Source organism: Clostridium sartagoforme, assembly GCF_004794105.1.
Classification (GTDB): Bacteria; Bacillota; Clostridia; order Clostridiales; family Clostridiaceae; genus Clostridium; species Clostridium sartagoforme_B.
Genome location: NZ_SRYR01000010.1, coordinates 12,794 through 32,006 on the forward strand (window position 1 = coordinate 12,794; position 19,213 = coordinate 32,006).

At 28.4% G+C, this 19,213-nt stretch carries 20 protein-coding genes; 14 read left to right on the forward strand and 6 right to left on the reverse strand.

The features are described 5' to 3' along the window. Positions 1 to 122: 122 nt before the first annotated feature. Positions 123 to 470: a four helix bundle protein gene (locus tag E5347_RS13745; protein WP_136007805.1), complete on the forward strand. Its 348-nt coding sequence runs from the start codon at positions 123 to 125 to the stop codon at positions 468 to 470. 130 nt (positions 471 to 600) lie between these two features. On the opposite strand, the gene argC is transcribed toward E5347_RS13745, so the two are convergent. Genes argC through E5347_RS13760 form a run of 3 tightly spaced genes read right to left on the reverse strand, consistent with a single transcriptional unit; the run spans position 601 to position 4,252 of the window. Beyond that, complete coding sequence (gene argC / locus E5347_RS13750) at positions 601 to 1,638, reverse strand: N-acetyl-gamma-glutamyl-phosphate reductase (RefSeq protein WP_136007806.1); 1,038 nt, start codon at positions 1,636 to 1,638, stop codon at positions 601 to 603. Further along, positions 1,626 to 3,026 carry an argininosuccinate lyase gene (gene argH, locus E5347_RS13755; RefSeq protein ID WP_136007807.1) on the reverse strand — a complete coding sequence of 467 codons (1,401 nt, stop codon included), beginning with the start codon at positions 3,024 to 3,026 and terminating at the stop codon, positions 1,626 to 1,628. The genes argC and argH overlap by 13 nt, the downstream gene beginning before the upstream one ends. A gap of 2 nt (positions 3,027 to 3,028) precedes the next feature. Next, entirely contained in the window at positions 3,029 to 4,252 is a 1,224-nt protein-coding gene (locus E5347_RS13760) for an argininosuccinate synthase (protein WP_136007808.1), read from the reverse strand. A 661-nt stretch (positions 4,253 to 4,913) separates the two neighbouring features. Between E5347_RS13760 and E5347_RS13765 the strand changes: the two genes are divergently transcribed. Then, complete coding sequence (locus E5347_RS13765) at positions 4,914 to 5,114, forward strand: hypothetical protein (RefSeq protein ID WP_136007809.1); 201 nt, start codon at positions 4,914 to 4,916, stop codon at positions 5,112 to 5,114. 298 nt (positions 5,115 to 5,412) lie between these two features. On the opposite strand, the gene E5347_RS13770 is transcribed toward E5347_RS13765, so the two are convergent. Further along, entirely contained in the window at positions 5,413 to 5,793 is a 381-nt protein-coding gene (locus E5347_RS13770; protein WP_136007810.1) for a DUF4363 family protein, read from the reverse strand. Next, the gene (locus E5347_RS13775) at positions 5,790 to 6,509 is read right to left on the reverse strand and encodes a YetF domain-containing protein (RefSeq protein WP_136007811.1); all 720 of its coding nucleotides are present in this window, start codon (positions 6,507 to 6,509) and stop codon (positions 5,790 to 5,792) included. The genes E5347_RS13770 and E5347_RS13775 overlap by 4 nt, the downstream gene beginning before the upstream one ends. Before the next feature lie 301 nt (positions 6,510 to 6,810). Here E5347_RS13775 and E5347_RS13780 point away from each other — a divergent pair, with 301 nt between their 5' ends. From E5347_RS13780 to E5347_RS13805, 6 genes are all read left to right on the forward strand, one after another. Further along, on the forward strand, positions 6,811 to 8,463 hold the full coding sequence (locus tag E5347_RS13780) for a nucleoside kinase (protein ID WP_136007812.1): 1,653 nt from the start codon (positions 6,811 to 6,813) through the stop codon (positions 8,461 to 8,463). 436 nt (positions 8,464 to 8,899) lie between these two features. Further along, positions 8,900 to 9,532 carry a hypothetical protein gene (locus E5347_RS13785; protein ID WP_136007813.1) on the forward strand — a complete coding sequence of 211 codons (633 nt, stop codon included), beginning with the start codon at positions 8,900 to 8,902 and terminating at the stop codon, positions 9,530 to 9,532. Positions 9,533 to 9,742: 210 nt separating this feature from the next. Then, a complete protein-coding gene (gene sdaAB / locus E5347_RS13790) occupies positions 9,743 to 10,423 on the forward strand; it encodes an L-serine ammonia-lyase, iron-sulfur-dependent subunit beta (protein WP_136007814.1) in 681 nt (226 codons plus the stop codon). A gap of 1 nt (position 10,424) precedes the next feature. Continuing rightward, complete coding sequence (gene sdaAA / locus E5347_RS13795) at positions 10,425 to 11,306, forward strand: L-serine ammonia-lyase, iron-sulfur-dependent, subunit alpha (RefSeq protein ID WP_396335152.1); 882 nt, start codon at positions 10,425 to 10,427, stop codon at positions 11,304 to 11,306. A gap of 249 nt (positions 11,307 to 11,555) precedes the next feature. Further along, the gene (locus E5347_RS13800; protein WP_136007816.1) at positions 11,556 to 11,873 is read left to right on the forward strand and encodes a PadR family transcriptional regulator; all 318 of its coding nucleotides are present in this window, start codon (positions 11,556 to 11,558) and stop codon (positions 11,871 to 11,873) included. A gap of 14 nt (positions 11,874 to 11,887) precedes the next feature. Next, positions 11,888 to 12,559: a VanZ family protein gene (locus E5347_RS13805; protein WP_136007817.1), complete on the forward strand. Its 672-nt coding sequence runs from the start codon at positions 11,888 to 11,890 to the stop codon at positions 12,557 to 12,559. A 133-nt stretch (positions 12,560 to 12,692) separates the two neighbouring features. Here E5347_RS13805 and E5347_RS13810 read toward each other — a convergent pair whose 3' ends face one another. Beyond that, the gene (locus E5347_RS13810; RefSeq protein WP_136007818.1) at positions 12,693 to 13,067 is read right to left on the reverse strand and encodes a winged helix-turn-helix transcriptional regulator; all 375 of its coding nucleotides are present in this window, start codon (positions 13,065 to 13,067) and stop codon (positions 12,693 to 12,695) included. Between the two features lie 160 nt (positions 13,068 to 13,227). Here E5347_RS13810 and E5347_RS13815 point away from each other — a divergent pair, with 160 nt between their 5' ends. The 6 genes from E5347_RS13815 to trpC all read left to right on the forward strand — a co-directional run bounded on the left by E5347_RS13815 (position 13,228) and on the right by trpC (position 19,116). Beyond that, entirely contained in the window at positions 13,228 to 13,833 is a 606-nt protein-coding gene (locus E5347_RS13815) for an FMN-dependent NADH-azoreductase (RefSeq protein WP_136007819.1), read from the forward strand. 588 nt (positions 13,834 to 14,421) lie between these two features. Beyond that, positions 14,422 to 14,580, forward strand: a complete 159-nt coding sequence (locus tag E5347_RS13820; protein ID WP_136007820.1) for a DUF1540 domain-containing protein — start codon at positions 14,422 to 14,424, stop codon at positions 14,578 to 14,580. A 673-nt stretch (positions 14,581 to 15,253) separates the two neighbouring features. Next, on the forward strand, positions 15,254 to 16,729 hold the full coding sequence (locus E5347_RS13825) for an anthranilate synthase component I family protein (RefSeq protein WP_136007821.1): 1,476 nt from the start codon (positions 15,254 to 15,256) through the stop codon (positions 16,727 to 16,729). Then, a complete protein-coding gene (locus tag E5347_RS13830) occupies positions 16,726 to 17,307 on the forward strand; it encodes an anthranilate synthase component II (protein ID WP_136007822.1) in 582 nt (193 codons plus the stop codon). Before E5347_RS13825 ends, E5347_RS13830 begins: the two co-directional genes overlap by 4 nt. Then, positions 17,300 to 18,310 (forward strand): anthranilate phosphoribosyltransferase, encoded by a 1,011-nt coding sequence (gene trpD / locus E5347_RS13835; RefSeq protein ID WP_136007823.1) that lies wholly within the window; start codon positions 17,300 to 17,302, stop codon positions 18,308 to 18,310. The genes E5347_RS13830 and trpD overlap by 8 nt, the downstream gene beginning before the upstream one ends. A gap of 2 nt (positions 18,311 to 18,312) precedes the next feature. After that, the gene (trpC, locus tag E5347_RS13840) at positions 18,313 to 19,116 is read left to right on the forward strand and encodes an indole-3-glycerol phosphate synthase TrpC (protein ID WP_243109786.1); all 804 of its coding nucleotides are present in this window, start codon (positions 18,313 to 18,315) and stop codon (positions 19,114 to 19,116) included. Positions 19,117 to 19,213: the final 97 nt, after the last annotated feature.

Consider the following 19,213-nt stretch of genomic DNA (forward strand, 5'->3'; position numbering starts at 1 on the left):
AAAAATGAAAAAATGAAAAAATTAAAGGTATTGTATAACTATATTTAAGTAAATAAATTTATAAAAATTTGAATTAAATCAATACTATGAAGTTAATAATCTAACTAGAGGTGATTAAGTTTATGAAAAATGCCATATTGGAAAAAAGTTTTAACTTCAGTTTAGATATAGTAAAACTATATCTAAAATTAAAAAATGAAAAGGAGTATATTTTATCAAAACAGTTAGTTAGATCAGCAATATCAATTGGAGCTAATGTAACAGAGGCTCAATATGCCCAAAGTAAAAAAGATTTTATCAGTAAAATGAGTATTGCATTAAAGGAAGCAAATGAGTCTGAATACTGGATAAATTTATTATCAAAAGCAGAAATAATAAATGAAGATGAATACAAAAAATATATAAAAGATTGCATAGAGGTAAAGATTTTATTAATTAACATAGTTAGAAAAAGCAAAGAGATTTCATAATTTATTAATTAATGCAATTTCTTATAACTCTCTAACTCCCCAATTCCTTAATTCTTTAATTTTTTCATTACTTCATTTCTTAATTCTTTCATTCCTTAATTTATTTCATTATTTCATTCTTTCATTAAAATTAATTTCCGAAGGAAATTAATTTTAACCCTTCGGTTTCTTCGAATCCAAAGACTATATTCATGTTTTGAATAGCTTGTCCGGCAGCGCCTTTTATCATATTGTCAATAGCACTTACTATTATTATTCCATCTTTTCTGTGATTTAGATGTAATGAAATATTGCAGAAATTAGTGTGTTTAACTTCTTTTATTGAAGCTGTTTCCCCAAGTGGAAGCACATTTATAAATGCTTCATTTTTGTAAAATTCTGAATATAATTTATGAAGTTTTTCTAAGTTTACATTCTTAGATTTAGGACTACAATAAATTGTTGAAACTATTCCTCTGTTTATTGGTAGTAGGTGAGGAGTGAAGGTTACTTGTACTTTTTCATCCGCTATTTTAGATAAACATTCCTCTATTTCAGGAGTATGTCTATGTGAGCCTATACCATAAGGAGAAAAGTTTTCATTTAGCTCAGGATAGTGAGATTTTAAAGTAAGACCTCTTCCTGCACCAGTAGCTCCAGATTTTGAATCACAAATTATATTATCAGTTTTTATAAGAGAATTTTTTAATAAAGGCATAAGTCCAAGTTCTATTGATGTTGGATAACAGCCAGGATTAGCTATTATTTTAGAATCCTTTATCTTATCTCTATTAAATTCAGGTAAAGCATAGATACTTTCTTTATGAAGATCTTTAAATTTATAGTCTTTACCATACCAAGTTTTATAGTCTTCTTCATTTTCAAGTCTAAAATCTGCCCCAAGATCTATTAAGACTTTATTTCCCTTAAATACTAATTCTGCAATTTCTTCACTTAATCCATGAGGAAGTGCAGCATATATTACATCACATTTTTTTATTACTTCATATTGATTTTCACATATTAAATTAGTTACTCCATAAAAGTTCTTGTATATAGATGATATTTCTTCGCCTTCATAGGATACAGAGCTTATGGCTTCAACCTTAACCTTTGGATGGTTTAATAAAAGTCTAAGTAGCTCTGCACCAACATAGCCTGTAGCTCCAATAATTCCTACTTTAAGCATGCGATAGCCTCCTTAGTATTTTTGATTGATTCTTTTAGTAAGTCTAATTGTATTCTTACTGAAGAGGAGCTTGGTCCTCCAAATACTTTTCTTTCTTCAACACATGTAACTAAATCTATTGCTGCATAGATATCTTCTTCAAATATTTTAGAGAAGTTCTTGAATTCTTCCATTGACAAGTCATCAATTGCTAAGTTCTTCTTTATACAGTAAAGAACTATTTCACCAACTATTTCATGAGCTACTCTAAAGGCAACACCTTTTTTAACTAAGTAATCTGCTACATCAGTGGCATTTGTAAATCCTAAGGCAGCTCCTTTTTTCATATTATTTTTATTGACTTTTAATGTGTCTAACATTCCAATGAAGGTTTTAATAGAAAGATTAGCTGTATCTAATGCATCAAATAAAGCTTCCTTATCTTCTTGCATATCTTTGTTATAGGCTAGTGGTAACCCCTTCATAACTGTTAATAAAGTCATTAAGTCACCATAAACTCTTCCAGTTTTTCCTCTTACAAGTTCAGCAACATCAGGATTTTTCTTTTGAGGCATTATACTGCTACCAGTACTATATTCATCAGATAATTCTATAAAGCTAAATTCATTAGTTGCCCAAAGAATAATTTCTTCTGAGAATCTTGATAAATGCATCATTATTATTGACAAAACTGATAATGCTTCAATTGCATAATCTCTATCTGAAACTGAGTCTAAACTATTATTAGTAATAGATGAGAAGCCAAGTTCTTTAGCTACCATATTTCTATCTATGTTGTAAGTGGAAGTTGCAAGGGCACCACTACCTAGTGGCATTTCATCTAATCTCTTATAGCAATCTAAGATTCTGCTTAAATCTCTCTTAAACATTTCAGCATAAGCTAGCAGATGATGCGCGAAAGTTATAGGCTGTGCCTTTTGCATATGAGTATATCCAGGCATTATTGTAGTTACATTTTCTTCAGCCTTTTTATAAATGACTTCTTGAAGATTAATAACATCCTTTGATAATTCTATTAAAGCTCCCTTTAAATATAACTTTGTGTCTAAAGTAACTTGATCATTTCTACTTCTGCCAGTATGAAGCTTCTTCCCTTCATCACCTATATAGTAAGTTAAAGTTCCTTCAACAAAGCTATGGATATCCTCAGATGACTCATCTATTTTAATTACTCCGTTTTCTATTCTTTCTAAAATTGATTTTAATCCTGCTATTATTTTTAAACTATCTTCTTCTGGAATTATATCTTGCTTACCTAACATATTTGCGTGAGCTAAACTACCTAAGATATCTTCTTTATACATCCTTGAATCTACTCTTATTGAGGAGTTAAAGTCATTTACTAATGAATTAACTCCTTTTTCAAAACGTCCACCCCAAAGTTTCATAATTATTTACCAGCCTTTTTTAGGGATTCCTTCATTTTTGAATTTACAGTGATAGGTAGTCCAAATAGATTAATAAATCCTGCTGAATCCTTTTGGTCATATACAGCATCTTCTCCAAAAGTAGCATATTCTTCACTATATAAAGAGTATGGAGATTTCATTCCAGCATTAACTAAATTTCCTTTATATAATTTAAGTTTAACTTCACCAGTAACATTTTCTTGAGTTTTATCTATAAAAGCAGTTATAGCTTCTCTAAGTGGTGTGTACCATTGTCCATTGTAAACAAGCTCTGCAAATTTCAATGCTATAACTTCTTTATAATGAGCAGTTTCTTTATCTAAGCAAAGTTCTTCTAAATCCTTATGAGCTTTATAAAGAATAGTTCCACCTGGAGTTTCATAAACTCCTCTAGACTTCATTCCAACTAGTCTGTTTTCAACCATATCTATAATTCCAATGGCATTTTCGCCACCAATTTCATTTAATTTCTCTATTAAAGTAACGCCATCTAATTCTTCACCATTTAAAGCAACGGGAATTCCTTTTTCAAATTTTAAGGTAATATAAGTTGCCTTATCTGGAGCCTTTTCTAAGGTATTAGATAATTCTAAGATTTTATCGTATTTAGGTTCATTACTTGGATCTTCTAAATCTAAGCCTTCATGACTTAAGTGCCAAAGGTTTTTATCTTTACTATAATTAGTTTCATAGCTTATAGAAATAGGAATCTTTCTCTCTAAAGCATATTCTATTTCTTCTTCCCTTGATTTAATATCCCAAATTCTCCAAGGAGCTATAATATCCATGTCAGGTGCAAAAGCCTTAACAGCAAGTTCAAATCTAACTTGATCATTTCCTTTACCAGTACAACCATGACATATAGCATCTGCTCCTTCTAAAAGTGCAATTTCAACTAATCTTTTTCCTATAATAGGTCTCGCAAAAGAAGTTCCTAAAAGATATTTTCCTTCATATATCGCATTAGCTTGAATAGTAGGGAAGATATAGTCATTAACAAATTCCTTAGTTAAATCTTCTATATAACACTTTGATGCCCCAGTTTTAAGTGCCTTTTCTTCTAATCCTTCAAGCTCGTCCTTTTGTCCAACATTACCAACTACAGCAATTACTTCGCAGCCATAATTTTCTTTAAGCCAAGAAATGATTATTGAAGTATCAAGCCCTCCTGAGTATGCTAGTACAACCTTATTATATTTTTTCATATTAAAAGCCCCCTTTTTTTCAATTAACAATTAAAAATTAACAATGAATAATTAAGGATGTAATTTGTTCCAAATTACTAAAATAAGATTTTATGATAAGTCCTTATTATTCATTTCTGAATTTTTACTATATTTTGAATATGTTTATAATTATACCTATTCAAGTATAATTATGCAATAGAAATATTAATATTTATACAATATATCTGCATAAAAATTAAAAATGTGTAATAAAAACAATGGATTATGCATAAAACTTATGAGTTGTATGAATGTTTATATATTGATTGACAAGTAAGAAAATGAAAAAAAGTTGATTTTAGGTTATATGACAAATGAATTTCAAGATGAAATGAAAGAAAATAGATTATACACATTAAACATAATAGTAGATTAAAACAGTTTATGATTGGGTTTCATGGCGATGCAACCCAATATCATGCAAACTATGTATTGGTTTAAATGGATAGAATTGTTTAAAATACAAAAGATTATTTGTGCAATCTCACACCTTTTATGTAACTACTCAAATGAAAGATTTAAAAAGAGAAAATTTACATATAATGATTAAATTATTTAATTTTTTACAGTATTTGTGTATAATTAAATAAGAAATTAATTTGTAATCGTATTAAATTGTTCACATAAAGGAGTTATTAAAATGAAGTATATACTTTTTATATTTATAGGTTTTATAACATATTTATTAGTTGAATTTCTATCTATAAATGTGGGATATGCTATAGGGGCAGGTCCAGGTGCGATAGGACTTGTTGTTACAGCAATATCTATACTATGTGGGGTAATAGTAATATGCACCTGCATTATAGTAGATAGCATAAGAAATATAAAAGCAAAATAATTATAGATAAATATTAAAGTTAATTTATTTAATAGTTTAATGGAAAAGATGCACCACTTGTAATAACAGGACTAGCCATTATATCAACTATAATTTACTGTACATACTGTACATATAGAATAATTGATAAAATAAAGGAATACTGTAAGAAATAATAAGTAACGAATAACATTAATAAATAACGAACTAAAAGGACCAATGATTCATCGGTCCTTTTAAATATTTTATTTTCAACACTATTCTTAAACATAGCGTTATTTTTATAAAAGTATAAAGTCTTTATAATTTAAAGAATTCTTTATAATAAATTTTTAAGGTTAGGACTTTGTAACTCTTTTAAATGCTGAGCTGTTGAACGTAATGCATGAAGAGTAGCTAAAGATTCTGCTCTGTCATCTCCTCTAATATATAAGGAAAGTTTTAAAGATTCATTTTTTAATAAGTCATAGTCTACATGATTTAAATAAATAGCAGGTATATCAGCCTTATCAGTTATTAATTCAAGAAGCGTTACTGCTTTTTCATAAGCACTTTCTTCATCATAATCATTTAATGAAACTTCAATATCATCACAATTAAGAACTATCTCATCGCATAAGTCAATGAACTTATAGTTTAAAAAAAATAATGCTACTGTTAATACTGCAAATAGTACAATTGATATGTAGGTATTTTTCATATTCTAGCCTCACCATCCTTATGCAATTGATATATAAATTTACCATTAGTATCTGTCATTGCTATTACAACATCTTCAATTGAGCTTACATGATGTTTTTTTAATTCTTTCATTATCCAATCATTATCTTGTTTTGATTTAGTCAATGTATTATTATTAATTTTTCCATCAAGGACATAAATTACTGGCAATTGAGGTCTTTTTCTCCCTTGTGAGTTATTGCTACTTTGGCTTTCACTACCATTTTGACTACCACTACTTGAACTACTAGAATTATTTGAAGTTAAAAATGACATTTGTCCGTTGTTTTCTAATATTCCAAATTCAATTTCACTTAAATCAAAATATCCAGCAAGTCTTATTTCTTCCATAAGCTCATCTAAATTAATTTGTTGTTTCTTTAGGGCATCAAAACAGATCTTTCCTCTAGAAATTAAGATGCAAGGTTCACCTTCAAGTACTTGCCTAGCTTTTTGACTTTTTAATTGAATTAAAGAAAGTATAGTTTTGATAAAAAGTAAAGTTATTATTGGAATTATACCTAAAATTAATGGAAGCCTAGTGTCTTGCATAGGAAGAGCAGCTAAGTCAGAAATCATAATTGTAATTACAAATTCATAAGGTTGTAATTCTCCAACTTGTCTTTTACCCATAAGTCTTATGACTAATATAACTAAGGCATATAAAAATATAGTACGTATTAAGACAATAAACATAAAACTAACCACCTCTAAATTATTATTCCATTTAAGTATGGATTTATACTGATGAAATGGTAGTTATAAAATTAAGAAATGAAAGAATAAAAAAATGAAGGAAGAGGTTTTGCAATGCAAAATCTCTTTTGTTTTACAGATTTTCTTAAAAAATCTGTAAGGATTTTTTTAGACATTCTTTCATTTTTTAATTCTTTCATTAATAAAATGCTTCGCATTTTAGTACAGAAGTACTTTTCAGTATATAATATAAAGTATAGAGACATTAATAAGTAGTAATTAGTTATATGGAGGAAAGTGTATGATTTATAAGATTAAATATAATAATAAGGAATATATTGCAGAAAGGGATACTACATATAAGGAATTTATTGATAGTAAATTAGGAATTAATTCTTATGATGTAGCATTATGCAAGTTAAATAATAAATATTTTGAATTATATAAGACTATAGAAAAAGATGGAGATTTAGAACTAATTGAATTTAATAGTACTATTGGATATAAGATTTATACAAGAACGTTGCAATTTATTTTTATAAAGGCAGCTTTAGATTTATTTAAAGAGTCAACTATAACTATTGAGCATACTTTAAGTGATGGTGTATTTGGAGAACTTCATAAGGAAGAAGCATTAAATGAAGAAGATATATATGTTATTAAGGCAAAAATGAAGGAGATTATTGATAAAGATCTTCCGATTAATAAAATAAAAGTTAAAAGAGAAGAGGCAATTGAGATTTTCAGAGGCTATGGTATGGAGGATAAAATATCCCTTCTTAAACATGTGGATTTTGAAACTGTAAACTTATATGAATTAGATGGGAGATATGATTATTTTTATGGACAAATGGCTTATTCAACTGGAGTTATAAAGGCCTTTGACTTAATTTATTATAATCCAGGTTTTGTTATAAGATTTCCACTAAAGAATGATTTAGAAAGCTTAGGGGTATTTAAAGAAAATAGAAAACTATCTAATATATTCTTAGAGACAGAAAGATGGCTTGATATTATTGGAGTAGGTGAAGTTGGTTCATTAAATGATAAGGTGGAAAAGCATGAACTTAGAGATTTAATTATGGTATCTGAAGCGCTGCATGAAAAGAAAATTGCTCAAATTGCAGATATGATTAATGAAAGAAAGGAAACAAAGGTAGTACTTATTGCAGGTCCAAGTTCTTCAGGAAAGACCACTTTTGCCAATAGACTATCAGTTCAGTTAAGGGTAAACGGTTATGTGCCTGTACCTATTTCTTTAGATGATTATTTTGTAGATAGAGAGCATACTCCAAAAGATGAAAATGGAGAATTTGATTTTGAAAGTATATATTCTATAGATATTGAACTTTTCAATAAGCATTTGGCTAGTCTCCTTAAGGGGGAGGAAGTAGAAATTCCTAGCTTTAATTTTAAAAAGGGAGAAAGAGAATGGGTTAATAATATTATTAAACTACCTAATAATGGAGTGATATTAATAGAAGGAATTCATGGGTTAAATCCAATGCTTACTTCTTTAATTTCAGATAAGCAAAAGTTTAAGATATATATTTCAGCATTAACTCAATTAAATTTAGATAATCATAATAGAATTGCAACTACAGATATTAGAAGAGTTAGAAGGATAGTAAGAGACTTTTTATCTAGAGGGTATGGAGCAGAAGATACATTAAAAATGTGGCCTTCAATAAGAAGAGGAGAGGAAAAAAACATTTTTGTATTCCAAGAAGAAGCAGATGTTATGTTTAACTCAACTTTAGTATATGAATTATGTGTTTTAAAGAAATATGCCTTAGAAGAATTAGATAAAATAAAGGAAGATAGTCCAGTTTATATACTAGCAAGTAGACTTAAATCCTTCCTTGGATTCTTTAAGGAAATAGATAAGGAATATGTTCCAACTAATAGTATCCTTAGAGAATTTATTGGAGGAAGCGATTTCTACAAGTATTAGATATTATATCGCACAATGAAAAATTAATAATTAAGAATGAATAATTAAGGAAAAAACTCATAAGGGAGTTTTGAATTTTAGCTATTTTAAACTAAGAGCATGGTATACGAGAATAATATATAAATAACGAATATAGTATTTATGTAAAATTAATTTAACAGACGGACTATGTATAGGAAATATTTTAGAAGAAAAATTGATGGATTAAATACTATTAATCCATGTGTGGAGAAAGTTGTAGGGAAAAGGTTACTGGAAAGGCAAGAAGTAGATAGAGTTTTATATGACTTATATTATGATAATAGTTTTATTGATAATATTTTCTAATATAGGAAACATAAGAGAAGAAGAGGAGTAGTAGATAGAGTTTTTTAAGGCTAAGTCTATCTACTATCTCTAAGTTGAAAAATATATAAGTTATTTATGAGGAGAATTTATGATTTTAAATGATAATTACGAGAGGATTTTAATAATTTTAGATGAAGAAAATTTAATTTACAAAGGAACTTTTAGAAAAACAACTATAAAAAGAGAAGAAATAAGAAGTGCTTTTTATGATGAGGAACTATTAGGGGTTTTAACTTATAGTGGAAAAATTTATTCTTTGAAAATTGATAAGTTATCAGTTAGTGATAAGGAAAAATTAGAACAATTAAGGTTAGTGCTTAATAAAGAAAATATATTATTTGATTATACTAATCGTATGATTGCTATAGTCAGTTTACCTTTATTTGTATTTTTTATGCCAATTTCAATTAGCTTTATAATTAGTAGTAGAATAATAGTGGCGGTATTACTGATTTCTATTTTTATTTTTTATATAAATGTATTAAAAAAGGTAATGCCTAATAATGTCTATAATATTAATAGCGATGAAGTGGAAATTTTAAGAGGAAAGCATACCTTTAAGTATAAAAAGCAAGAAATAGATAAAATTAAACTTATAAGAGGTCATAATTTAAATACTATTGAATTTAAGAAAAATGGTAATAAATATGTAATGTACTTTAAAGAAAGTAAGTATTTGACGAAAATATATAGTTTAAGCTTAGGAGAACTTTTTACTTAATATAGGAAATTGATATGGAATAATGAGAAAGTAATAATGAAGAAACTTCAGTAGAGTTTCTAAATTGAAACTTTTTGCTAAATATTCATTGTGAAATCACTATTATGACTCTATAATTAAATAGAATTTTTAATAAATACTAGGTATTAATTTTTTATAATAAAACTATTCTTATGATGGAAAAATAATTTATACAAAAGGAGACAGAACATGAGTGGAATGGGTGTTTTTGATATACTAGGACCAATAATGATAGGTCCATCTTCTTCTCATACAGCAGGAGCAGCAAGACTTGGAAAGGTTGCTAGAACTATTGCTGGTGATGATGTAATTGAAGTAACATTTTTACTTCATGGTTCCTTTGGGAAAACTTATAAGGGACATGGTACTGATAGAGCTTTAGTTGCTGGAATAATGGGAATGGATCCCTCAGATGAAAGACTAAGAGATTCATTAGAAATTGCTAAAGAAAAGGGAATAAAAATCACTTTTAAAGATGTGGATTTAGGAGACTACCATCCTAATACAGTTAAATTTTTAATGAAGCTTAAGAATGGTAATGAATGTGAAATTACAGGTTCCTCAATAGGCGGAGGGAATATTGAAATAGTTAATATTAACGGTAATGAAGTTAAGTTTACTGGAGCATATTCAACAATTATAACCTCTCATAGAGATATACCAGGGACTGTAGCAAAGGTTACTAATATTTTATATGATAGTGAAGTTAACATAGCTTTCTTAACACTTGGAAGAAGTCAAAAGGGGAAAAATGCTACTATGACTTTTGAGTTAGATGGAAAGGTTTCAGATGATTTAATTGAAGAAATTAAAAAGGTTGAAGGTATAGAAAAAGTAATATTAATTAACAAGATAGAGGATGGTGAGTAGTTTGGACATAGCAAGATCAGGAGAAGAGTTAATTAAGATATGCGAAGAAAACTCTATTTCTTTAAGTGAATATGCAATTAGAAGAGAAATGGAAGATAGAGAAGTTTCAAGAGAAGATTTATTTTTAAAGATGAAGAAAACTCTTGATGTAATGAGGCATGGGGCAACAGAAGCAAGAGAAAAAGAAGTATATTCAGTAAGTGGACTTATTGGTGGAGATGGTTATAAGCTTCAAGAATATCTAAAGAGTGGTAAGTCTTTAACAGGAGATACTATGATTTTAGCTATGGCAATGGCTTTATCATCTTCAGAAGTAAATGCATCAATGGGAAGAATAGTGGCTTGTCCAACAGCGGGATCTTGTGGAATAATTCCAGCAGTAATTTTAACTGCAGGAGAAAGGCTTGGAAAATCTGATGAAGATTTAATAAAGGCTTTATTTGCATCTTCGGCAATTGGAATGATAATTGGAAGAAATGCTACTTTTGCAGGAGCAGAAGGTGGTTGTCAAGCTGAGTGTGGTTCAGCAGCAGCTATGGCAGCAGGTGCTGTAGTAGAAATGATGGGTGGAACGCCAAAGATGTCATTAGATGCAGGGGCAATAGTATTTAAAAATGTAATGGGACTTGTATGTGATCCAGTTGCAGGTTTAGTTGAAGTTCCTTGTGCTAAAAGAAATTCTTCAGGGGCAATAAGTGCCTTATGCACAGCTGATTTAGTTATGGCTGGAGTAGAATCAAAAATTCCTTTTGATGATGCACTATCAGCAATGTATAAGGTAGGTAGAAGCTTACCAGCGGCTCTAAGAGAAACAGCCCTTGGTGGAGTGGCAGTTACGAAAGCTGGGCTAGAATTAAGGAAAAAGGTTTTTGGGGACGAATAAATAATAATGAAAAATGCATAATGCATAATGGAGAACTAAGGATAAAGCTCTTGAGAGAGTTTTTAAAATTAAATTCTATTTGAATATAAATATTAAAGGAAAGTAGCTGTTTATAAAACTTTAAAATATGTTTTATAAACAGCTACTTTTATTTTTATTAGATTGCGTTTTAATTTATAATAACATTTATAAATATACCTTGCATTACTAGGTGTTTTAGTTTTATAATATTAGTAAAGGTGGGATATTGTGGATAAAGAATTATTAAAAGGATTTATAGACATATTAATATTGGCGTTATTAACAAAAGAAGATATGTACACTTATGAAATATCAAAAGTTATTATGGAGAATTCTAATGGTGAAATTACCTTAGGGGAAGGAACTTTATATCCTGCATTAAAAAGATTTTATAGTAATGGTTATGTAGAATATTATTGGGTGGAAAAAGATAATAACCTTGTGAAAAGAAAATATTATAAAATTACAGATCAGGGAAGAGAATACCTTAATTCAAAAGTTAATGATTTTAAGAGGTTAACATTATTAGTAAATAAATTTTTATAAAAGGAGGAGAATTTATGAAGGAGATTAATAAGTTTGCAAAGAAATCAGTTAGTAAATTAGATTTGTCTGTTAAGGAAAGAAAGGAACTAGAAGTAGAATATATAGATCATATTACAGCAATATATAAAGAACATCTAGATGATGGATTTTCTGAAAAGGAATCTTTAGATTATGCCATTAGCATTTTTAAAAGTGATAATTGGTTAGGTGATAGTATTATAAACCAAAAGAAAAATTATATACAGTTTGGATTGCTTTCGATATTTTTTATTTACTTAATAGTATTAATACCTATTTATTTTTATATTTCTAGGATGGAAGTATTTAAATCAGGAATTAGTATTAATTCTTTTATTCCTTTTAGAACTATATACGCAATCATTACAAGTAGCATGGATGGAGATTTTGGAAACATAATGAGATTACAACGTCGAATAGTTTTATTTTTATCATTAATACCTATGGGAATTTTTATTCCAATAATAACTTCAAAGTATAAGTCATTCTTATCAAATTTAAAAATCTATTTATTTATAGCATTATTTTTAGAATTATGTAAGATACTATTTCCTTGGTGGATAAGTATTGATTATATTTTATTAAACTTAATAAGTTGTATAATAGGATATGGATTATTTACTATCATAAGAAAATATGTAGTTCAGAAAAGAGCTATAAATATATGAAGAGCAAGGCTGTTATAATGACAGCCTAGTTAGAATTAGATGTAATTAAATACTTAAGTATTTGATTTAAATTGCAAAAAATGATTTTATTTTCAAAACTCCTAAGGGAGTTTTTTCATTAATTTTTAATTCTTCAATTTTCATTATTCATTTCTAAAATGTATTCTTCTCCATAATTATGCATAGCTTTTAAGACGGGAATAATTTTCATCCCAACTTCAGTTAAACCATATTCAACCTTTGGTGGAACAACTGGATAGACTTTTCTATAAATTAAGTTGTCTTCTTCTAAGCTTCTTAATTGATTTGTTAACATTTTTTGTGTAACATTTGGCAAACTTTTCTTTATATCTGTAAATCTAAGAGGTCCATCACATAAGTACCATAGTATTAGTATTTTCCATTTACCAGATATAAGTTTATGCACTAAAATCATAGGGCAAACCTCGTGGTTATCAGTATTTTCATTATAAAAACAATCTTTGTGTTCAATTGTAAATTTCTCCATTAGATATCTCCTTAAACGTTAATAAATGAGAACTAGTATCATTTTTGATACTAGGTATAAAAAAAGTGTCTACTTGAAAGTTGATAAATTTTAAACTATCATTTATATTATAACAAATAAAAGATATATTTCCAAAGAGGATTTATAGTGGAGGATAACGATGAAAAAAGTATTATATATAAAGGCAAATATTAAACCAGAAGGACAATCAAGAACATTTAAGGTATCAGATAGTTTTATTGAAGAATATAGAACTTTAAATCCTGAGGATGAAATAATAACATTAGATTTATATAATGAAGGAATAGATTTCTTAAAAGCTGAAGATTTAGCAGCAGTTTTTGGGGAAAAGACAAAGGCAAGCAGAAATCATCCAATATTAAAGTATGCTTACCAAATAGCAGAAGTAGATAAGATTGTTATTGCAGCACCAATGTGGAATCTAGGAACACCAGCTATAGTTAAAGCTTATTTTGACTATACAAGTGTTACAGGAATAACATTCAAATACACAGCTAATGGTCCAGTTGGAATTTGTAAGGCTAATAAGGCTTTAATAGTTTCAGGTAGAGGTGGAGATTACTCTAGTGAAATAGGTTCACAATTTGAAATGGGTGAAAGATACTTAAGAACTATACTTGCATTCTTTGGAGTTAAAGATGTTAAGAGTATAGCTGTTGAAAACCTAGATGTAATGGGTATGGATATAGATAAGATAGTTTCTGATTCAGTAGAAGAAGCTAAAGAAATTGCTAAAAATTTCTAATAATATAAAATTGTAATTAATAAGCTATATCAATTTTTTAGAGATTGATATAGCTTTTTTTCGTAAGTTTTAAAATGCAAATATAACTGCAAAGATAAATGGACGGCTCATAAGACAAATGGCTGCAAAAAGAAGTTCTAGGCTCGTAAAAACTACTAGACCAAGAGTTTTGGTAAAACTCGCATGCGCTCAGACAAACCAACAACTCTAAGGTCTAGCAGCTTTTACTTCACCAAGAACTTCTAATTTTTCGCCATATGCTTACTTCACCGTCCATTTATCTTTGCTAGTGATTCAGCATTCAAAATATTTTAGGCGATTACACTAATTTTTATTGAAATTCAGCTCGTCTGAATTTCTTCCTTTAGTTGGCCTGCATTTACAAATTTAAATTATTCAAGGAGTTTTTAACATATTGTGCGTAAGACGACTTGGAGCTGGCGACGGAGTCCGAGCATAATATGTTAAAAACTCCTGCACAATTTAAAACATAACCTACTTATTCTAGATTTTACATTATTAAATTATATGTTTTAGGAATAGTATAAATTTTAACGTAAATACTAATAGGGTAAGGTGGTGATTTTAATGGATAAGAATCCGAATATAAAGTGTACAGTTGAACAATGCAAGTATAATAATACTGCTGAAAAATATTGTACATTATCTGTAATTCAAGTTGGAACTCATGAACAGAATCCAACTCAAGTACAATGTACAGATTGTAATTCTTTTGAATTAAGATAGTAAAACCTTATAAAAGAGCTGCCATAGGCAGCTCTTTTTAATTAACAATAATAGATTAATAACAAAAATTTAGGTAGTGATTTATTTTAAATTGTTAATATTAAAAGATTTCAAAAAACTATTGCTTTTTTGTCTTATATTCCATATAATAACATTAAAAATTAAAGCCTGTGATAAGAAGTAGTATGTAATAGAATTTAGATCCAGCGAATTTGGGGAGGTGGGAGCCAAGTACTGTAGCTATTATTGAATGGATCTTTGAGGTGGCATCTTGAAATTATAGTATGGGTGTACGGGAGTTAGCCGTTAAAATAACAGGGTATCGAGTTTTCTGTACCTGGAAGAGAAATGCATAGGTGGCATTAGTGAAGTATTTTATATTTCATCCTATTTAAGGATGGAATTTTTTTATTTTATAAGAGGTTATTTAAATTGGGTAGTACAAGCTTAAAACTATTAATGATATAAATAAGAGAGGTTGTATAAACATATTTAATAATATAAATTATAAAATACTTTAGAATTAATGCTTATTTATGTATAAATAAAAATGGGTGGCACAAGTCACTTTGTCCCATTAGGGATGAAGTGGCTTTTTTTATTACCTAAAATTATGTATTTCTTTCCTTAAGTCTGTAATAAAAGAAAATTAATTTTATAAGGGGGGCTATGTATGAAGAGAGTAGTTAATATTTCAAAAGATGAATTTTTAAAGAATAAAAGTGGGAATATAGGGTTTTCAGTAATTAGTGAGTATAGAGGTGATGAAATTACACCTATTAAGATTTTTAATTCTTTAAAGGGAAGTAATAAATTTATCTTTGAAAGTGGGGAAAAAAGAAATCTGGAGGGAAGGTATTCTTTTATTTCTGAAAATTCATATTTAGAAATTCAAGGTAATGATAGTACAACTATAGATAAGATTAATAATGAATTAAATAAAGGATTTAATATAGAAAGTAATCCATTGCCTTTTAAGGGTGGTTGCATTGGATATATAGGTTACAATGCAGTTGCTTTTTATGAAAAAGCAATAAAGATTGATAATGAAGATAAGCTAAATTTGCCAGTAGTTAAGTTTAATTTTTATAAGAGATATGTGGCTTATGATCATTTTACTAGCAAGTTATATATAGTGAATAATATTTTTCAGGAAGATGATGAGTCTTATGAAGGAGTTTTAGATTCTCAAAATAAATATTACAAGGAGTTTATTACTTCAGAAGTAGTTATAGTTGAGGATATCAATAATTGCAATAAAGATAATTGTAAACATGATAATTACAAAGACAAATATGAAGATATTATTAGCCAAGATAAAGAGGAGAAAAATATATTTAGCTACAGTGATAGTGATGAAAATTTCTTTAGTATAGTGGAAAAAGCTAAGGAGCATATAAGAGAAGGAGATATTTTTCAAGTAGTTTTATCTAGAAGAGGAACTGTTAAAACTGATAAATCAGCCTTAGAAATCTATAGATCTTTAAGGGAGGAAAACCCTTCACCATATATGTTTTTATTAGACTATAAAGATTATCAAGTAATTGGAGCTTCTCCTGAAATACTAGTTTCTATAAGGAATGGAATAATAACAACAAATCCTATAGCTGGTACTAGAAAAAGAGGAATAAATATTGAAGAGGATTTAAGGCTTGAAGAAGAATTGAAAAATGATTCTAAGGAACTTGCAGAGCATGTTATGCTAGTTGATTTAGCTAGAAATGATGTAGGAAGAGTAAGTGAAGTTGGGACAGTGGAAGTTACAAGTTTTATGAAGATAGCGAAGTTTTCTCATGTTATGCATATTGCAAGCACTGTTCAAGGGAGACTTAAAGATAAAGATGATATCCTTAAAGCACTATTTTCTTGCTTTCCAGCAGGTACAGTTTCAGGTGCTCCTAAAATAAGAGCAATGCAAATTATAAATAACTTAGAAGAATTAGATAGAGGAATTTATTCAGGGGCGATAGGGTATGCGTCTTATGGTGGAAACTTAGAAATGTGTATAGCAATAAGAACTATAGTTTTAAAAGATAAGATTGCTAATATTCAAGCAGGAGCAGGAATTGTCTATGATTCAATAGCAGAAAAGGAATGTGAAGAAGTAGATAATAAGCTAAAGATTTTAAGGGAGGTAGTACTAAGATGATAGCACTTATAGATAATTATGATTCCTTTACTTTTAATTTATATCAGTATTTATCAGAGTTTTCAAAGGTTAAAGTATTTAGAAATGATGAAATAACAGTTGAAGAATTAATAAGCTTAAAGCCAGAAGGAATAGTTATATCTCCTGGGACTGGAAGACCTAGAGATGCGGGGATTTCAGTAGACTTAATTAAAGGCTTAGAAGGTGAAATTCCTATACTAGGAATATGTCTTGGACATCAAGCAATAGCTGAAGCTTATGGTGGAAAAATAATAAGAGCAAAGAATATACTTCATGGTAAAAAATCTAATATTAGAGTGAAAAAGGACTGCATATTTGATGGTGTAAGTAGAAGATTAGCTGTAATGAGATATCATTCTTTAATAGTAGATAAAGAAACTTTACCAGAAGAGTTTGAAATAATAGGAAAGAGTTTAGATGATGATGAAATAATGGCAATAAAGCATAAGGATTATAAGATTTATGGACTTCAATTTCATCCAGAATCAATATATACAGATCAAGGTAAACGAATAATAAGAAATTTTATAGTGGAGGTGTGCGATATTTATGATTAATGAAGCAATAAGAAAATTATCACTAAAGAAAGACTTAACAGAGGATGAAGCAAGAATGGTAATAAATCAAATAATGAATAGGGAGGCAACATCCTCGCAAATAGGAGCTTTTTTATTAGGTCTTAAGATTAAAGGTGAAACTACAGATGAAATATTAGGGACTATAAGAGCTTTAAGAGAGAATATGATAAAGATAGATGTAGATAGAAATAATTTAATAGATACTTGTGGAACTGGTGGAGATGGTGGAAAAACCTTTAATATTTCAACTGCTTCAGCAATAATTGCAGCTAGTGGTGGTGTAAAAGTAGCCAAGCATGGAAATAGAGCAATATCAAGTAAAAGTGGAAGTGCAGATGTATTAAAAGAACTTGGAATAGATATTAATATGAAAAAAGAAGATAGTGAAAGAGATATTTTAAATAAGGGAATGAGCTTCTTATTTGCTCCTAATTATCATAATGCCATGAGAAATGTTGCAAATGAAAGGGCAGAACTTAAGATAAGAACTATATTTAATTTAGTTGGCCCCCTTTCAAATCCAGCTCCATTAACTGGACAATTACTTGGAGTATATGATGATAAAGTTATGAAAACTATAGCAGAAGTTTTAGCAAAGCTTGGATTAAATAGAGCATTAATAGTTCATGGAGATGATGGTTTAGATGAAATAACTACAACCACCACAACTTCTATTTATGAAGTTACTTTAGGTGAGATAAAAAATTATAAATTAAATCCAGAAAATCTTGGTATTAAAAAGGCTTCTTTAAAGGATATAAGTGGTGGAAATCCTAAAGAAAACTCCAAGATAATATTAGATATATTAAAAGGAAATAAGGGCCCAAAAAGAGATATAGTTGTATTAAATTCAGCTGCAGCTTTATATGTAGGAGAAATTGTAGATTCTATAGAAGAAGGAATAATAAAAGCAAAGTTTTTAATAGATTCAGGCCTTGCATATAAGAAATATATTCAGCTATCTAATAAGGAGGTATCTTAGAAGTGAAGGATATACTTGAAGAAATAGTAAAAAGAAAGAAGAAAACTATAGAAGAGAGAAAAAACTTAATTAGTAAAGAAGAGATTTATAACAAGGCAGTTGAAAAGGCAAAAAATAAAAAGGACAACTTATTTAAAAAAGAACTTTTATCAAATAACTTAACAGTAATTGGTGAGTTTAAAAAAGCTTCTCCATCTAAAGGAATAATAGTAGAGGACTTTAATCTAGGAAAAATATTAAGTTATTACAATGAACTATGTATAGATTCCTTTTCTATATTAACAGAGGAAAATTTCTTCTTAGGTAGTGATGAAAATCTAAAATTTATACGGAAAAAATCTGATAAGCCAATATTAAGAAAAGATTTTATAGTAGATTTTTATCAAATTTATGAAGCTGTGCTTTTAGGAGCAGATTCAATTTTGTTAATTGCTTCAGTATTAAAAGAGAATTTATCTAAGTTTTATAAAGAAGCTAAAAAATTTAAATTAGAACCCTTAGTAGAAGTTCATAATAAGGAAGAAGTTAAAATAGCACTAGAAGCTAACTGCGAAATTATAGGGATAAATAATAGAAATCTTAAAAACTTCAATACATCAATAGAGGTTACAAAAAATTTAATAAACAATATTCCTAAAGACAAGTTAATAGTAGCTGAAAGTGGACTACTAAAAATAGAAGATATTGAGTATATGAAAAGTCTTGGAGTTAATGGAGTTCTAATTGGGGAGATGTTTATGAAAAATATAGAAAATACAGAGTTTATTAAAGATTTTAAAGAGTTTAGGGGAAAAGGTAAGAGGTAAGAGGTAAGCGATAAGAGATGTAAGGAGTGAGGAATTAAGGAACTAAGGAATGAAAGGGTAAAAGAGAAAAGAGTTAAAAATGAAGGAATGAAAGAAT

Bases quoted from the DNA above. Each gene is read 5' to 3' on its own strand.
- E5347_RS13745 (WP_136007805.1), top strand. From the start codon at position 123: ATGAAAAATGCCATATTGGAAAAAAGTTTTAACTTCAGTTTAGATATA.
- argC (WP_136007806.1), bottom strand. From the start codon at position 1,638: ATGCTTAAAGTAGGAATTATTGGAGCTACAGGCTATGTTGGTGCAGAG.
- argH (WP_136007807.1), bottom strand. From the start codon at position 3,026: ATGAAACTTTGGGGTGGACGTTTTGAAAAAGGAGTTAATTCATTAGTA.
- E5347_RS13760 (WP_136007808.1), bottom strand. From the start codon at position 4,252: ATGAAAAAATATAATAAGGTTGTACTAGCATACTCAGGAGGGCTTGAT.
- E5347_RS13765 (WP_136007809.1), top strand. From the start codon at position 4,914: ATGAAGTATATACTTTTTATATTTATAGGTTTTATAACATATTTATTA.
- E5347_RS13770 (WP_136007810.1), bottom strand. From the start codon at position 5,793: ATGAAAAATACCTACATATCAATTGTACTATTTGCAGTATTAACAGTA.
- E5347_RS13775 (WP_136007811.1), bottom strand. From the start codon at position 6,509: ATGTTTATTGTCTTAATACGTACTATATTTTTATATGCCTTAGTTATA.
- E5347_RS13780 (WP_136007812.1), top strand. From the start codon at position 6,811: ATGATTTATAAGATTAAATATAATAATAAGGAATATATTGCAGAAAGG.
- E5347_RS13785 (WP_136007813.1), top strand. From the start codon at position 8,900: ATGATTTTAAATGATAATTACGAGAGGATTTTAATAATTTTAGATGAA.
- sdaAB (WP_136007814.1), top strand. From the start codon at position 9,743: ATGAGTGGAATGGGTGTTTTTGATATACTAGGACCAATAATGATAGGT.
- E5347_RS13805 (WP_136007817.1), top strand. From the start codon at position 11,888: ATGAAGGAGATTAATAAGTTTGCAAAGAAATCAGTTAGTAAATTAGAT.
- E5347_RS13810 (WP_136007818.1), bottom strand. From the start codon at position 13,067: ATGGAGAAATTTACAATTGAACACAAAGATTGTTTTTATAATGAAAAT.
- E5347_RS13815 (WP_136007819.1), top strand. From the start codon at position 13,228: ATGAAAAAAGTATTATATATAAAGGCAAATATTAAACCAGAAGGACAA.
- E5347_RS13820 (WP_136007820.1), top strand. From the start codon at position 14,422: ATGGATAAGAATCCGAATATAAAGTGTACAGTTGAACAATGCAAGTAT.
- E5347_RS13825 (WP_136007821.1), top strand. From the start codon at position 15,254: ATGAAGAGAGTAGTTAATATTTCAAAAGATGAATTTTTAAAGAATAAA.
- E5347_RS13830 (WP_136007822.1), top strand. From the start codon at position 16,726: ATGATAGCACTTATAGATAATTATGATTCCTTTACTTTTAATTTATAT.
- trpD (WP_136007823.1), top strand. From the start codon at position 17,300: ATGATTAATGAAGCAATAAGAAAATTATCACTAAAGAAAGACTTAACA.